At 73.3% G+C, this 14,546-nt stretch carries 11 protein-coding genes; 7 read left to right on the top strand and 4 right to left on the bottom strand.

Translation table 11 applies throughout. The features are described 5' to 3' along the window. Nucleotides 1-15 precede the first annotated feature (15 nt). Both AAEP86_RS15230 and AAEP86_RS15225 read right to left on the bottom strand, forming a co-directional pair. Entirely contained in the window at nucleotides 16-1,395 is a 1,380-nt protein-coding gene (locus tag AAEP86_RS15230; RefSeq protein ID WP_420368141.1) for an O-antigen ligase family protein, read from the bottom strand. A 30-nt stretch (nucleotides 1,396-1,425) separates the two neighbouring features. Continuing rightward, nucleotides 1,426-3,558, bottom strand: coding sequence for an acyltransferase family protein (locus AAEP86_RS15225; RefSeq protein WP_420368140.1), 2,133 nt, complete (start codon nucleotides 3,556-3,558; stop codon nucleotides 1,426-1,428). Between the two features lie 57 nt (nucleotides 3,559-3,615). On the opposite strand from AAEP86_RS15225, the gene manA reads away from it, so the two are divergent. From manA to AAEP86_RS15200, 5 genes are all read left to right on the top strand, one after another. Beyond that, on the top strand, nucleotides 3,616-4,824 hold the full coding sequence (gene manA, locus AAEP86_RS15220) for a mannose-6-phosphate isomerase, class I (protein ID WP_420368139.1): 1,209 nt from the start codon (nucleotides 3,616-3,618) through the stop codon (nucleotides 4,822-4,824). 66 nt (nucleotides 4,825-4,890) lie between these two features. Further along, complete coding sequence (galE, locus tag AAEP86_RS15215) at nucleotides 4,891-5,853, top strand: UDP-glucose 4-epimerase GalE (protein WP_420368138.1); 963 nt, start codon at nucleotides 4,891-4,893, stop codon at nucleotides 5,851-5,853. A gap of 188 nt (nucleotides 5,854-6,041) precedes the next feature. After that, nucleotides 6,042-6,374 carry a WhiB family transcriptional regulator gene (locus AAEP86_RS15210; protein ID WP_420368137.1) on the top strand — a complete coding sequence of 111 codons (333 nt, stop codon included), beginning with the start codon at nucleotides 6,042-6,044 and terminating at the stop codon, nucleotides 6,372-6,374. Between the two features lie 186 nt (nucleotides 6,375-6,560). Then, on the top strand, nucleotides 6,561-9,449 hold the full coding sequence (locus tag AAEP86_RS15205; RefSeq protein ID WP_420368136.1) for a glycosyltransferase: 2,889 nt from the start codon (nucleotides 6,561-6,563) through the stop codon (nucleotides 9,447-9,449). Continuing rightward, nucleotides 9,446-10,849: a DUF5719 family protein gene (locus AAEP86_RS15200; protein ID WP_420368135.1), complete on the top strand. Its 1,404-nt coding sequence runs from the start codon at nucleotides 9,446-9,448 to the stop codon at nucleotides 10,847-10,849. Before AAEP86_RS15205 ends, AAEP86_RS15200 begins: the two co-directional genes overlap by 4 nt. A 102-nt stretch (nucleotides 10,850-10,951) precedes the next feature. Here AAEP86_RS15200 and AAEP86_RS15195 read toward each other — a convergent pair whose 3' ends face one another. Then, a complete protein-coding gene (locus AAEP86_RS15195; protein WP_420368134.1) occupies nucleotides 10,952-11,392 on the bottom strand; it encodes a metallopeptidase family protein in 441 nt (146 codons plus the stop codon). A gap of 58 nt (nucleotides 11,393-11,450) precedes the next feature. Here AAEP86_RS15195 and AAEP86_RS15190 point away from each other — a divergent pair, with 58 nt between their 5' ends. Then, nucleotides 11,451-11,666, top strand: coding sequence for a DUF3499 family protein (locus AAEP86_RS15190; protein ID WP_420368133.1), 216 nt, complete (start codon nucleotides 11,451-11,453; stop codon nucleotides 11,664-11,666). 140 nt (nucleotides 11,667-11,806) lie between these two features. Further along, nucleotides 11,807-13,285 carry an adenosylhomocysteinase gene (gene ahcY / locus AAEP86_RS15185; protein ID WP_420368132.1) on the top strand — a complete coding sequence of 493 codons (1,479 nt, stop codon included), beginning with the start codon at nucleotides 11,807-11,809 and terminating at the stop codon, nucleotides 13,283-13,285. 334 nt (nucleotides 13,286-13,619) lie between these two features. Here the strand turns inward: ahcY and AAEP86_RS15180 are convergent, their stop codons facing one another. After that, nucleotides 13,620-14,489: an RDD family protein gene (locus AAEP86_RS15180; protein ID WP_420368131.1), complete on the bottom strand. Its 870-nt coding sequence runs from the start codon at nucleotides 14,487-14,489 to the stop codon at nucleotides 13,620-13,622. Nucleotides 14,490-14,546 lie beyond the last annotated feature (57 nt).

The raw sequence follows: 14,546 nt of genomic DNA, 5'->3' as shown, positions 1-14,546 counted from the left end.
CCGAGCGGGCCCGGGTCAGCGCGCGCTGGGCTGGCGGAACTCGCGCCGTGCGGGCGGCGTCCGCGGGCCGTCCCCGGTGGACAGCGGCTCCTCGCCGACGAGCACGATGCGCGTCTTGATCGCGACGAGCGCGAACAGCACCCAGTTGCCCTGGTAGAGCAGCCGCGACTCGGCGACGGACTGCACGAGCAACGCGACGACGACGAGCAGCGGCAGCAGCGACACCGGGTCGAACGGGCGCGCGTGGAGACGGGCGTCGTACCCGATCCGGGTGGCCGACGACCACGAGCGGTTCAGCGTCGTGACGACGTAGATGCCGAACAGGACGAGTCCGATGAGACCGGTCTGCATCCACACGTCGAGGTAGGCGTCGTGGGCCTGGAGGTACGTGACGCCCTTGCGGTGCGCGAGGTCCGCCAGCGTCGGGATGCTCGGCCACCAGTACCCGATCCAGCCCCAGCCGAGGACGGGGTGCTGGTCGACGAGTCCGAGCACCCGCTCCCAGATGACACCGCGCCCGGTCGCGTCCGCGCCCTTGCCGAGCAGTTCGGAGACGGTGCCCCTGGCCAGGAACGCCACGACCGCGACGACCGCAGCTCCGACGAGCACCACGAGGTAGCGGGGCGTCCGCCGCTCGGTCGGGACGCGGCGGATCCAGAGGGCGACGAACAGCGCGACCGCGACGACGAGCGCGGCCGCGAGGACCGTGGACGACCGGGTGAGCGCGAGCACGAGCGCGGCGACGACGAGCCACCCGATCGTGCGGTTCCGGCTGATGCGTCCCTCGGCGTACTGCACCGCCACGACGATCGCGGCGAGGAGGGCGACCATGGCGAGCAGGTTCGCGTTGCCGGGGAGCCCCTGGATGCGGCCGCCGGTGAAGAGCTCGGCGCGGGAGAAGTAGAACGCGTCGGGGATCGGGCGGTCGCCGTAGTCGGTCCAGATCGGGGCGATCGGGTGTCGGACCACCACCGCGACGACGGCCTCGAAGAGCAGCGACAGCATGAGCACCCAGCGGAACGCGAGACTCATGGCGTCGAGGATGCGGCGCCAGGTCAGCGTCGAGGCGACCGCGAACGCCATCGCGGCGCAGATGACCTGCACGACGATGCTCGGGATCGTGGCCTGCCGCCAGTCCGACCAGACCACGGAGACCAGGCACCAGGCCAGGAAGAACCACAGCGAGCGCGGCGTGCGGGTGATCGGGGGCCGGGCACGGACGAGCACCGTGACGCCCCACGTGGCGACGAGCGCCCAGAGGATGCCCGCGCCGACCCACGTGAGCGAGTTCGGGACGGCGTCGCCGGCGAAGAGGACGAACAGCATCGTGGCGCCGAAGGCGAACGCCTCGCGCTCGGGTACGGAGCCGCGGGCGATCGGCCAGGTGTTCGTCACGGTGCCAGGGTACGTGCTCTTGATCGCGGGCTACTTCCGGAAGGACGCCAGTGCGCGGGCGATCTGGTCGCCGAGCTCGGGCGCGAGGGTCTCGGCGAACGTGTTGGTCAGGTGCGTGCGGTCACGGTGCACGAGCACGCCGCCGATGACGGCCGGACAGATGGTGGCGGTGCAGTAGGAGTCGGTCAGGTCGATGAGCCGTGCCCGGCCGGGCATCCGGGCGACCGCTTCGGCCGACCCGTCGAACAACCCGAGCCCGACCGACCGGCTCGAGTCGCACTCCGAGGTGGTCGGACCGGTCATCTGCGCGACGCAGGCGACGACGTCCGGACGCGCCGTCGGGTTGTCGCGCAGGGCGATCACGGGGATGCCGACGTCCGTGGCCGCCCCCCAGGCCTGCACCAGCCCGTCGACGACGGCTCGGTCCGCGTCCTGTCCTGGGCCGGGTCGGACCGCCATGTTGCCGGTCGAGTGCGTGGCGATCACGCCGTCGAGGTCCGGGTGGGAGCGGAGGTACGCCATCGCCTCGCGCTTCCAGTCCTCGCACCACACGCGCTGCTGCTCGGTGTCCGCGGGCTGGTGCGCCGTCGTCAGGTAGCAGCTCTGGTGCCCGGCGACGTCGATGCGCCAGTCGTGCTCCCGCGCGATCCGTTCGTAGGTGTCGATGAAGACGTTGTTGTGCGAGTCGCCGATCGCGATGAGGTGCTTCGTGTACCCGGTCTTCGGGCCGAGGGCGCACACGTTGAAGGCACTCGACGTGCTCGACCAGCACGCGGGCCGGTTCGAGTCGTCCTCGACGGCGTTCGCGGGCGCCGGTACCCGGACGTCGGCGAGGGCTGGGTTGACGCAGGGACGCGGCGACGAGATGTCCGCAGCCGCGCCGAAGCACCGGACGTCGCCCCGGCTGAGCTGCTGCGCGAACTCCGCCGCCTGCACCTGCTGGACGTGCAGCGCCGTGAGCGACGCGGCGCCGAGCGCGATCACGAGGACGGTGCTCAGGGCGCCGTAGAGGGCCACCCGGCGAGGGCGGAGCGCTCGCACCCACCCCGAGAAGCGCAGCGGTTCCTCGATGCAGAGCGTGGTGACCGACGCCACGACGACCGACCCGACGGCGATCGCGACCTTGTCCTTCAGCGTGAGCTCGTGGCGGAGGGCGATCGGCAGGATGACGACGGCGGGCCAGTGCCACAGGTAGACCGCGTAGGAGATGCGGCCGAGGAAGGCGACGGGTGCGATCCGCCCGATCCGCTGCAGGCCGGAGTGGCCGCCGAACAGGACCACCAGGCCGGCCGACACGACCGGCAGCGCGGCTGCGACGCCCGGGAACGGGGTGCTCCCGGTGATCGTGACGAGCGACAGGAGGAGGCCGGCGACGCCCAGCCAGGCGCCGACGACCCGGACCGCGCGGGCGGGCGTCGTCCGCGGCGCCGTGAGCGGGAGCGTTGCGGCGAGCCCGCCGAGCGCGAACTCCCAGGCGCGCGTCGCCGTCGAGAAGTACGCCACACCCGGTGCCGTGTGCGTCTGCACGATGCTCCAGGCCAGCGACAGGACGACGACGGACCCGAGCACGACCTGCGCGACGGCGACCGGCCGGACCCCGGAACGGCGCAGGCGGCGTGCCGCCCAGATCGCGCCGAGCAGGACGAGCGGCAGGGCGATGTAGAACTGCTCCTCGACCGACAGCGACCAGAAGTGCTGGAACGGCGAGGCCTGGTTGCCCTGCGCCAGGTAGTCGACGGCGTCGGCGGCGAGCTGCCAGTTCTGCACGTAGACGGTCGAGGCGATGAGCTCGCGACCGTACTGCCCCCAGAGCGCGCTCGGGACCCAGAGCAGCACGGCGGTGCCGGTGGCGAGGACGGTGAGGAACGCCCCGGGGAGCAGGCGCTTCGCGCGCCGCGACCAGAAGGCCGCGAGTCCGATCCGGCCGGTCGTCGTGACCTCGCGGAGGAGGTGTCCGGTGATCAGGAAGCCGGAGATGACGAAGAAGACGTCGACGCCCACGAAGCCGCCGGGCAGTCGGGCCGGCCACAGGTGGTAGAGCACCACCGACAGCACCGCGAAGGCCCGGAGGCCCTGGATGTCCCACCGGGTCGGGTCCGACGGACGGGGGGAGGCGGTGCGGACGGATCGTCTGGTGGGCGACTCCACCCTGCTTGCAGCCATCGCGGGTGATTCTAGTGTCGGCTCGGGTGCCGGAGGCTGCGCCGGTAGGCTCGGCCCATGTTCCTCGGCATCACGAACACGCCCCGCGACTACGCGTGGGGGTCCGTCACCCTGATCCCCGAGCTCCTCGGACGGACCGTCACCGGCGCGCCCCAGGCGGAGCTGTGGCTCGGCGCGCACCCGGGCAGCCCGAGCGTCGTGGTGAACCCGGCGATGGTCGGCGGCGCGGACACGCTCCGCGACTGGATCGAGGCCGAGCCGGAGACGGCCCTCGGCGGGGAGCGCACCGGACTGCCGTTCCTGCTCAAGGTGCTGGCCGCCGCGGCGCCGCTGTCGCTGCAGGCCCACCCGACCCCGGAGCAGGCGCGGGAGGGCTTCGCACGCGAGGACGCCGCGGGCGTCGCGATCGACGACCCTTCCCGGAACTACAAGGACCCGTTCCCGAAGCCCGAGCTCGTCGTCGCGCTCAGCGACCGGTTCGAGGCGCTGAGCGGCTTCCGTCCGGTCGACGAGACCCTGGCCGAGGTGGACGCGCTCGACGCCGGCACCGGACGGCTCGGCCCCCTGCACGTCCACCTGCAGCACGGACTCGAGGACACGGTGCGGTGGCTCGAGACGGCGGACCCGTCGGCGCTCGCCGTGGTGCAGGCCGCGAGCGACCTCGCGGCGGCCCTGCCGGAGGACGCCCTGACGCCGAACACCGCGACCGTGCGGGACCTCGCGCGGTCGTACCCGGGCGACCCCGGGATCGTGGTGTCACTGCTCATGCACCGCGTCACCCTGGCCGCGGGCGAGGCGATGTACCTGCCGGCGGGCAACATCCACGCGTACCTCGACGGGCTCGGCATCGAGCTGATGGCCCCGTCGGACAACGTGCTGCGCGGCGGCCTCACCCCGAAGCACGTCGACGTCACGGAGCTCCTGCGCGTGCTCGACTTCACCGCCCACCCGGCACCGGTCCTCGACCCGGTGCCCGACGGAGCGGGCGTCGACCGCTTCGCGCCGGAGGGCGTGGGCTTCGCGCTCCTGCGCATCACCGGCGACGGTCGACCCGTCGGGCTGGGCTCGGGCGGCGTCGCCCACCTCGACGGACCGTCGATCGCGATCTGCACGGCCGGCGTGGTGACGCTGGTGGGCGCGACCTCGGCGACGCTGCTGCGACAGGGCGAGGCCTGCTACATCACCCCGGACGAGGGCGACGTCACCGTCGAGGCCGACTCCACCGACGGCGTCACGTCGACGGTCTTCATCGCCACCGGCGCCTGAGCAGGGACGCCGCCGGCGACCGTGCCGTCGGTCGCACGCGCTCCCGGTTCCGCTAGCGTGGCCAGCATGAGTTGGCTGGTCACCGGCGGTGCCGGGTACATCGGGTCCCACGTCGTCCGAGCACTGCGCACGGCGGGCATCGACACCGTCGCGCTGGACGACCTGTCGAGCGGGTTCCGGGCGTTCGTGCCCGACGACGTGCCCTTCGTCGAGGGCTCGATCCTCGACGGCGCGCTGGTCGGACGGACCCTGCGCGAGCACGACGTCACCGGTGTCGTGCACGTGGCCGGCTTCAAGTACGCGGGCGTCTCGGTCGAGCGCCCGCTGCACACCTACGAGCAGAACGTGACGGGCATGTCGACGCTGCTCCGCGCGATGGCCGAGAACGGGGTCACGAAGGCGGTCTTCTCGTCGAGCGCCGCCGTGTACGGCACCCCGGACGTCGAGACCGTCGTCGAGGACACCCCGAAGGCCCCCGAGTCGCCCTACGGCGAGTCCAAGCTCATCGGGGAGTGGTTGCTGCGGGACATGGAGGTCGCCGCCGGCTTCACGACGACGTCGCTCCGGTACTTCAACGTGGTCGGCTCGGGGGAGCCGGACCTCTACGACGCCAGCCCGCACAACCTCTTCCCGCTCGTCTTCGACGCCCTGCTCGCCGGTCGGACCCCGCGGATCAACGGCGACGACTACGACACGCCCGACGGCACGTGCGTCCGCGACTACGTCCACGTCGCCGACCTCGCGCGGTCGCACGCGGTGGCCGCCCAGAAGCTCGAGGCGGGGGAGCCGCTCGACCGCGCCTACAACCTGGGCAGCGGCGACGGCGTCAGCGTCCGGCAGATCATGGACGCCATGGCGGCGGGCACCGGGATCGCCTTCGAACCCGAGGTCGCCCCGCGTCGTCCGGGCGACCCGGCCCGGATCGTGGCGACCGGCGAGGCCGCAGCGCGCGACCTCGACTGGGCCATGCGGCACACCCTCGACGAGATGGTGACCAGCGCGTGGGAGGCACGCCGCCGCGTCGCGTGAGGCGCGGCCCGGCGTCCCGTTGTCCCCCGAAGCCCGGACAGACCGGGCGCGACACGCCCGTACGGGGGACATGACACGCCGGATCGGTCAGTGCCTTCTATGATCCGCGACTTGACTCCGGGGAATGACACCGCTGTAATTACAGGCACGACAGCAATCGTTGTGGTCCCGTTATCGAGACGTCAGGGGTGATCAGGGTGAACGGTTCCGACTTCCACGCCGGAGTACCGGAGGACTGGCACGTCGACCCCGTCGCGCTCGGCGTCCCGGGTGTCCGCCGTCCGGAGACCGACGAGGAGGAGAACCCCCTCGCCTGGCAGGTGGACTCGCTCTGCGCGCAGACCGACCCGGAGGCGTTCTTCCCCGAGAAGGGTGGCTCGACGCGCGAGGCCAAGAAGATCTGCATGTCGTGCGAGGTCCGGTCGCAGTGCCTCGAGTACGCACTCGAGAACGACGAGCGCTTCGGCATCTGGGGTGGCCTGTCCGAGCGCGAGCGCCGCAAGCTGCGGAAGCGGGCGTAGCCGCGCACCCGAGCGGTCACGGCGCGCCAGCGTCGTGCGAGGCTGCGCCGAGGAGCCCGCGACGAGGACGCCGGACCCAGCCACCTCCGCCAGTCCTCCCCAGGGCGGTGATGGCTCCCACAGGTTCACGGCACGCCGTCCCACGCAGCCGGTACCGCGCCTCCAGACCGTAGAGTGACGCCCGTCATGCAGCCCAGTTCCGCTCAGCCCCGGGTCACCGCGATCCTCGTCGCCGCCAACGGGGCGGACCACCTCGACCGGACCCTGGACGCCCTCGCGGCCCAGACCCGGCACCCCGAGAACCTGGTCGTCGTCGACGTCGGGTCCACCGACGGCTCGACCGCGGACCTGTCCTTCGGCGGCTCCGCCGAACTCCTCCGGCTGCCCGCCGGTCGCCCGTTCGGCGAAGCCGTCGCCCGTGGCGAGCGCGAGGCGCCCCCGGTCGTCGCGGACGAGCCGGTGGACGAGTGGCTGTGGCTGCTCGGGCACGACAACGCGCCGTCGCCGACCGCACTCGCCGACCTGTTGTCCGCGGTCGAGATCGCACCGTCGGTCGTCGTCGCGGGCCCGAAGTCCGTCGACGTCGACGACCCCTCGGTGATCCGCGCCTTCGGCGAGAGCATGACGCGCTTCGGCCGCTCGCTCGTCCTCGTGCAGGACGAGCTCGACCAGGGGCAGCACGACCGGCACACCGACGTGCTCGCCGTCGCCGCCGGTGGCATGCTCGTCCGACGGTCGGTCTGGAACGAACTGGGCGGCTTCGACCCGGCACTGCCGAACGTCGACGCCGCCCTCGACTTCTGCGTCCGCGTGCGCCTCGCCGGCCACCGTGTCGCCCTGGTGCCCGAGGCTCGGGTCACCACCGCCGGGCCGATCGAGGAGTTCGGTCGTCGACGCGTCTCCGAGGGACGCCGCGTCCGCATGCACCGGCAGGCGCAGCTGCACCGCCGGATGACCTACGCGCCCGTCGGGGTGCTCTGGATCCACTGGCTGACGCTCGTGCCGTTCGCGATCGGTCGGGCCATCGGGCACCTCGTCGCGAAGCACCCGGCGGCCGTCGGCGCCGAGCTCTCGGCCGCCTTCGCGGTCGCCTTCGGTGGCGGCGTCGGACGGGCTCGCCGGGTGCTCGCGCGGAACAAGAAGCTCGGGTGGGCGGCCGTCGAGCCGCTGCGGGTGAGCTGGCGACGCGTGCACGAGCACCGCACCACCTCACGCGACGTCGAACTCGCCCGCGTCGAGGACGCCCCGATCGCCCGTGCGTCGTTCCTCGGCGACGGTGGCATCTGGGTCGTCCTCGCCGCCGCCGTCCTCAGCGTCGTGACGCTCTACCCGCTCCTCGGCTCACCCGCGCTGACCGGCGGCGGACTGCTGCCGCTGAGCACGGACGTCGGCCGGCTGTGGCAGAACGTCGGGTACGGCTGGCACTCGATCGGCACGGGCTTCACCGGGCCGTCCGACCCGTTCGCTGCCGTCGTCGCCGTGCTCGGGTCGATCACCTTCTGGTCACCGTCGACCTCGGTGGTCCTGGTCATGCTGGTCGCGTTCCCGGTCGCCGCCCTCGGCTCCTGGTTCGCCGTCCGCAAGGTCACGACCCACACGTGGGTGCCCGTCATCGGCGCGGTGCTCTACACGATCGCGCCGACGCTCGTCGGGGCCGTCACGAGCGGGCACCTCGGCGCCGTCATCGCGCACGTGCTCCTGCCGTGGCTGTTCCTCGCCGTGCTCGAGGCGCACCGGTCCTGGGCGTGGGCCTCCGGCGCGTCGCTGCTGTTCGCCGTGGTGGCGGCGTCGGCACCGTCCCTGCTGCCGGTGCTGCTCGTGGCGTGGCTCGTCTCGCTCGTCGTGGGGTGGCGACGCGCACACCGTCGGGTCTTCATCCCCGTGCCCGCCGCGGTGCTCTTCCTGCCCCTCGTGCTCGCCCAGCTGGCCCGTGGCAACGTGCTGGCGGTCTTCGCCGACCCCGGCGCGCCCTCGGCGACCCGGGCTCCGTCCGCCTTCCAGCTCGCCATCGGGCAACCGGTGCCGGACTGGAGCGGCTGGCTCCCCACGACGGCCGGTCTCGCGACGCTGACCGCGATCCTGCCCGTGCTCATGGCCGTGCTCGCGCTGCCGATCGCCGCCGCGGCGATCGGTGCGATGCTCGGGCACCGCTGGGCGGTCGCCGGGGCGTCCCTCGTCGTCGCCCTGCTCGGCTTCGCCACGGCGTTCGCCGCCACCCACGTCACCGTCACGGGCGTCGGCTCCACGACGACGATCGTCTGGCCCGGCAGCGGACTCTCCGTCTACTGGCTCGCGATCGTCGCGGCCGCGTGCATCGGCATCGACGTGCTGCCGCGGCTCGCCCCGGTCACCGGGCTCGTCGCGACCGTCCTCGCCGGCGTCGCCGTGGCCCCGGCGTTCGCCGCCTTCTACCTGGGCAACGCGGTCATCCAGCCGACGACCGGCCGGGTCCTCAGCGCGTACGTGAACGCCGAGGCGCAGGCGAACCCGGACGTCGGCACCCTCGTCGTCCAGCCGCAGACCGACGGCTCCCTCGCGGTGTCGCTCGAGCGCGGCCAGGGCTCGACGCTCGACGACCAGACCACGCTCGACTCGACCGCCCTCACGCTGAGCCGGTCCGGCGCCCGGCTGGCGACCCTCGCGGGGAACCTCGCGAGCCGCAGCGGTTACGACCCGGAACCGGCGCTCCGCGAGCTCGGCGTGAGCTTCGTGCTCCTCGACGACGTGTCGGACGCGGCTGACGGGTCCGACGACGCGCGCGCCACGAGCGGCACCGCTGCGCAGGACGTCCACGACCGCGCTGCGGGGGCGATCGGTCAGAACGCGCTCTTCACGAGCATCGGCGAGACGACGAACGGCCAGCTCTTCCACTACGAGGGGGACGTCGACCGCACGCCCACCGGTTCCGCGGGCGCCCAGGCCACGCACGTCCTCTACCTCGTCGTGCTCGGCGTCGTCTTCGGCGCCGCTGCCCTGCTCGCCGTGCCGACCGCGCCGCGCCGTCGCCGTGCGACGTCGAACGTGATCGAGGCCGAGGAACCCGCCACCACCTTCGACGAGGAGCGCGACGAATGAGCACCAGGCCCGCCTCCGTCCGCCGCTGGCTCGTCCGGGGGACCGCCACCGCGGTCGCCGTCGTCGTGGCCGCAGGCGCCGTCACGGCCGCGCACGCCCTCGGCACCGAGTCCGACCCGGGTCGACCGGCCGGCAAGACCGTCGTGCCGGTGCCCGCCGACGCGGAGCGCGTCTGCGCCGGCAGCGCGCTGCGGCTGTCCGACGACGCCGGGAACGACGCCACCAAGGCGAGCCCCGTCGGCTCCGCCACGGTCGCCACGGCGACCACCGGTTCGACCGTCGACCGGTCGTCGCTCGGCTCGTCGACCACCGGCGGCAGCGACCCCCGTCTGCTCACCGCCCCGGCGGGGACGTCGACGCCGCAGGTCGCCGGCAGCAGCTACCAGAGCGTCGCGAGCGGTGACCTCGTCGGTGTCGGTGCGGCGTCGTGCGACGACCCCAGCCAGTCGACCTGGCTCGTCGGCGGCTCCACCGAGACCGGTCGCACGAGCCTCGTGACGCTGTCGAACCCCACCGACGTCAACGCCACGGTGGACCTGTCGATCTACGACGACTCCGGGACGGTCAGCGCGCCCGGCACGACCGGCATCGTCGTCGCGCCGAACACGCAGAAGGTCGTCCCCCTGTCCGGGTTCGTCTCGGACCAGGGCTCCACCGTCGTGCACGTCACGTCCTCCGGCGGACAGATCGTCGCGCACATGCAGGAGTCGATCGTCCGGACGCTCACCCCCGGCGGGTTCGACATCGTCTCGGGCGGCGCCGCGCCGGCCCGGACCCAGATCATCCCGGCGGTCGTGCTCAAGGGCGCGCAGGAGGCCCAGCGCGGGGACGACACCGCCGACGCCGCGCCCGTGGTCCGTCTGTTCGTCCCCGGCTCCACGGCCGCGCGCGTCACGCTCGGCATCACGACCGCGGACGGCGGCGGGTCGACGGTGAACGCCACCGCCGAGCCCGGCGTGGTCACGGACGTCGCCCTCGACGACTTCCCGGACGGGCGCTACTCGTTCACGGTCACCTCGACGCAGCCGATCGTCGCGGGTGCCCGGACGACGACCCCGACCGACGACGGGCGCACCGACCTCGGCTGGTTCGCGTCGGCCGAGCCGCTCGGGAAGTCGACGATCACCGCCCTGGCCCCCGGGGACAACCAGCGCCTGACGCTGGTGAACCCGACGCGCAGCGACGCACGGGTGACGATCCGCACCGGCGACGAGGAGCAGCAGCTCGACGTGGTCGCCGGTGGCACGAGCACCGTGATCGTGTCCCTGTCGAAGCAGCTCACGCTGACCGGCACGAAGGGGCTCGTCGCCGGGGTGACCTACATGGGGAGCGACGGCATCGCCGGGTTCCCGGTGCGCGCAGCGACCGAGGTGTCGACGCCGGTGCGCGTCTACCCCTGACGTCCGACGCGCTCCGGTCGGGCCGGCGAGGCTCGGGCACGCGCTGGTCGGACCGGCGCGGTCAGGTCCGCTCTGGTCGGGCCCCCGCGCCGGGTGCCGCGTTCACCAGTGGCGGTAGCGGTCGGGTGCCAGGTCCCACGGGTCCTTGTCGATGAGCTCGCCGACCGCACGGAACACCGCGGTCTCGATGACGATCCGCTTGTCGGTGTCGTCCTTCTCCGGGCTCCGGGTGACGCGTTCGACGGGGATGCGGAAGAGCGTGACGCGGCGCCCCTCGCGGTCCACGCGCCACCGCGGCATGTGGTCCGGGAGCGCGGCGTCGGTCGGCATGTCCGCCACCTGGAAGACGACGCCGGCGAGTTCGTCCGGCCACAGCCCGATCAGGTAGTGCGCGGTGTCGCCGACGATCCGGTCGAACGTCTCGGCCCGGGTGATCACCGGTGCGAGGTCGGGTCCGGTCACGCTGGAGCGGCCGCCCCGACCGTGCCGGGACCGGCCGCGGCCTCGTTCGACCGGGGTGACGAGCGGTGTCCTGCGGCGCATCCCCACATCGTACGCGCGCGGCGGTCCCCGCCCGCCCTCGGCTAGGGTCGGTACCGGTATGGACGTACGGATCTGCAGCAAGGTCGCCTGTGGCGCGAGCGCTGCGTCGACCCTGACGTACGACTACGGCGACTCGATGGTCGTCGTCGGTCCGCTCTCGACGCGGGTCGAACCCCACGGCTACGACCTCTGCGCACGCCACGCGGCCACCCTGCGGGTGCCCCGCGGGTGGCAGGTGGTGCGGCGGGAGCAGCTCCGGCGCGAGGCGGACTGACGGCTCGCGTCGCCGCCGGCGCGCGGGTGGTGGCCCGGGAGGCGCGCCCACCGTCACCGACGTCGTCCGGCGACCCGTGCCTCCCGGCCGGTCCGCCGCCCCCTGACGATCCGCGCACCCCGGCGTGGAAGGATGTGGACATGTCCACCGAAGCCCGCACCGAAGCTCCGTTCCGCGTCGCCGACCTCTCGCTCGCCGAGGCGGGCCGCCACCAGATCCGCCTCGCCGAGAACGAGATGCCGGGGCTGATGTCCCTGCGCGAGGAGTTCGGCGCGTCCCAGCCGCTCGCCGGCGCGCGGATCGCCGGTTCGCTCCACATGACGGTGCAGACCGCCGTGCTCATCGAGACCCTCGTCGCGCTCGGCGCGCAGGTCCGCTGGGCGAGCTGCAACATCTTCTCCACGCAGGACGAGGCGGCTGCCGCGGTCGCGGTCGGGCCGACCGGCACCCCGGATGCTCCGGCGGGCGTCCCGGTGTTCGCGTGGAAGGGCGAGACGCTCGAGGAGTACTGGTGGTGCACCAACCGCATCTTCGACTGGACGGCCGAGGCCGCCGAGGCCGGTGCCGACTGGGCGGGACCGAACCTCATCCTGGACGACGGCGGTGACGCCACCATGCTGGTGCACACCGGCGCCGACGCCGAGGCCGCCGGGCGCGCGCCCGAGGCCGGTGCCGACGCGAGTGCCGAGTGGCGGATCGTCCTCGACACCGTCGCTGCCTCGCTGCAGGAGTCGACCGACCGCTGGACCCGCATCGCCGCCGACATCGAGGGCGTGACCGAGGAGACGACGACGGGCGTCCACCGCCTGTACGAGCTGTCCCGCGACGGCAAGCTGAAGTTCCCCGCGATCAACGTCAACGACTCCGTCACGAAGTCGAAGTTCGACAACAAGTACGGCATCCGCCACTCCCTGCCGGACGGCCTGAACCGGGCGACCGACGTGCTCATCGGCGGCAAGGTCGCCTTCGTCGTGGGCTACGGCGACGTGGGCAAGGGCGCGGCGGAGGCGCTCCGCGGCCAGGGCGCGCGCGTGATCGTCTCCGAGGTCGACCCGATCTGCGCGCTCCAGGCAGCGATGGACGGCTACCAGGTCGCGCGGCTGGCGGACGTCGCCGACCAGGTCGACATGGTCATCACCTGCACGGGCAACCTCGGGGTCGTCGGCGTCGACGAGATGCTGACGCTGAAGCACCTCGCGATCGTCGCGAACGTCGGACACTTCGACAACGAGATCGACATGGCCGGCCTCGAGGCACTGCCCGGTGTCGAGAAGGTCGAGATCAAGCCGCAGGTGCACGAGTGGCGCCTGCCCACCGGTCGCTCGATCCTGGTGCTGTCCGAGGGCCGACTGATGAACCTCGGCAACGCGACCGGGCACCCCTCCTTCGTGATGAGCAACTCGTTCACGAACCAGGTCCTCGCCCAGATCGAGCTCCACACCCGGCGCGACGAGTACCCGACCGGCGTGTACGTGCTGCCGAAGCACCTCGACGAGAAGGTGGCGCGACTCCACCTCGACGCGCTCGGCGTCGCGCTCACCGAGCTCCGGCCGGAGCAGGCCGCGTACATCGGCGTGCCCGTCGAGGGCCCGTACAAGCCGGAGCACTACCGGTACTGAGGCGCGGCCGCAGCTGCTGCGCGCCAGCGCGGACGGCCGACGGCGTCGAACCACGGAACCGACGTCGAACCAGGCCGCGGCCCTGGTTCGACGTCGGAAGCCTGGTTCGATGCGCATCTCTGGCGAGCGCGCCGCACGCCGCGCCGGTGAGCGCGCCCCTCGCAACTCGCGCGCAACGCAAATCACCCGGAACCACGCGGACGCATGGTTCCGGGTGACTTGCGTTGTGCGCCGGTGCCGGTGCCGGTGCCGGCGCGCCCCGCGCGCCCCGCGCGCCCCGCGCGCCCCGCGCGCCGCGCGCCCCGCGCGAGCGACCTGCGAGCGCCGCGCGCGCTCAGCGCGGGAAGCCCGGCGGCCGCGCCGTCGCCACCACCGCTGCCCGGTCGAGCACCTCGGCGCGCGACCGCAGCGCCCGCCGGTCCCGCTCGCGCCGCAGCACGACGACCCCGGCGAGGAAGACCTCCGGGTGCACCGGCGGCACCGGGCGCGCGTACTCCGCCACCGCGGCGGCGAGCGAGCGGGCGGTGGCCTCGCGCGCCTCGGGCCGGAGGTCCGCCGCCCCGCGGAAGAAGGCACCGAGGCGGTTCTCGAGCCGCTGCGGCAACGCCGACACGTCGGCCACCGACGCCCACTGCGCGAGCTCGATCGGCAGCAGCACCTCGGGGTCGCGGTGCTTCGCGGCCCGCTCGTGCTGGACGAAGGTGCCGGCGAGCAGGTCCCCGAGCCGCCGTGGCCGCGTGCCGAACAACGCCACGAGCAGCGCGACCGACCCGAGCGTCATCCACAGTTCGAAGAGGCCGACGAGCGCCCGCGCGAAGGGGTGCCGGAAGCCGATCGCCCCGCCGTCGAGCCGGACGACCCGGGTACCCGTGGCGTAGCGGCCGACGCTCTTGCCCCGCGTGACGGTCTCGACGGCGGCGGGCACGAGCACGAGGACGACGACGAACACGCCGATGCTGAGCGCAGCGGCCCAGGCGTCGTCGAGGCCGCTCGGCCACACCCGGGAGAGCCCGGTCATCAGCATCAGGTACAGCGCGAGGAGGCACACCGCGTCGAGGAGCGCGGCCGCCAGCCGGAGCGCGATGCCGGCCGGCTGGACGTCGAGCGCCACCGCCTCGCCGACGACGAGCTCGTCGCCGGGGTCGTCGAGCGCGCGGACGAACCGGGAGTCGGCGAGGTCACGCGGCGCGCGGGTCTTCGGCATGGGATCATTCTGACGGACACCGTCGCCGCCCGGCCAGACCCGGGGCGTCCGGCGGGC

Source organism: Curtobacterium sp. L1-20 (assembly GCF_048755855.1).
Lineage (GTDB): Bacteria > Actinomycetota > Actinomycetes > Actinomycetales > Microbacteriaceae > Curtobacterium.
This window is presented reverse-complemented; position numbering and strand designations above follow the sequence as displayed.

Coding starts and splice junctions, on each gene's coding strand:
- AAEP86_RS15225 (WP_420368140.1), bottom strand. CDS start 3,558: ATGGCTGCAAGCAGGGTGGAGTCGCCCACCAGACGATCCGTCCGCACC.
- manA (WP_420368139.1), top strand. CDS start 3,616: ATGTTCCTCGGCATCACGAACACGCCCCGCGACTACGCGTGGGGGTCC.
- galE (WP_420368138.1), top strand. CDS start 4,891: ATGAGTTGGCTGGTCACCGGCGGTGCCGGGTACATCGGGTCCCACGTC.
- AAEP86_RS15205 (WP_420368136.1), top strand. CDS start 6,561: ATGCAGCCCAGTTCCGCTCAGCCCCGGGTCACCGCGATCCTCGTCGCC.
- AAEP86_RS15200 (WP_420368135.1), top strand. CDS start 9,446: ATGAGCACCAGGCCCGCCTCCGTCCGCCGCTGGCTCGTCCGGGGGACC.
- AAEP86_RS15195 (WP_420368134.1), bottom strand. CDS start 11,392: ATGCGCCGCAGGACACCGCTCGTCACCCCGGTCGAACGAGGCCGCGGC.
- AAEP86_RS15190 (WP_420368133.1), top strand. CDS start 11,451: ATGGACGTACGGATCTGCAGCAAGGTCGCCTGTGGCGCGAGCGCTGCG.
- ahcY (WP_420368132.1), top strand. CDS start 11,807: ATGTCCACCGAAGCCCGCACCGAAGCTCCGTTCCGCGTCGCCGACCTC.
- AAEP86_RS15180 (WP_420368131.1), bottom strand. CDS start 14,489: ATGCCGAAGACCCGCGCGCCGCGTGACCTCGCCGACTCCCGGTTCGTC.